1 protein-coding gene is annotated in these 305 nt (G+C 67.5%); it reads right to left on the minus strand.

The genetic code is table 11. The features are described 5' to 3' along the window. Positions 1–288: hypothetical protein (locus AC3XQU_RS23570; RefSeq protein WP_489876566.1), on the minus strand; the 288-nt coding region annotated here is incomplete at its 3' end. Positions 289–305 lie beyond the last annotated feature (17 nt).

The raw sequence follows: 305 nt of genomic DNA on the forward strand, positions 1-305 counted from the left end.
CTGGTCTTTGGCGACCCGGTCACCGGGAGCCACATCCACCTTCCACACGCTCGCGGCGAAAGGCGCGGCAACCAGCGTTCCTCCCTCGGGAACCACCAGCTCTTCGGCGATCGGAATAACGGCGGCTGCTGCGTCGGCGCGGTCAAACTCACCAGCGTCGGCCCACGCTTGGCGTTCGACGGTGAACGCTGCCGCCTGCTTCGCGCGGAACACCTCGATCGAGTCGCTGTTCCGGGCAAGGAAGTCCTCATGGTCCGCCAAGGAGAAGGTGCCCTCCTCGATCTCCACTCCGCGGCCCCGGCCCG

The sequence above is a fragment of the Telluria sp. AZSoR62 genome (genome assembly GCF_058111565.1).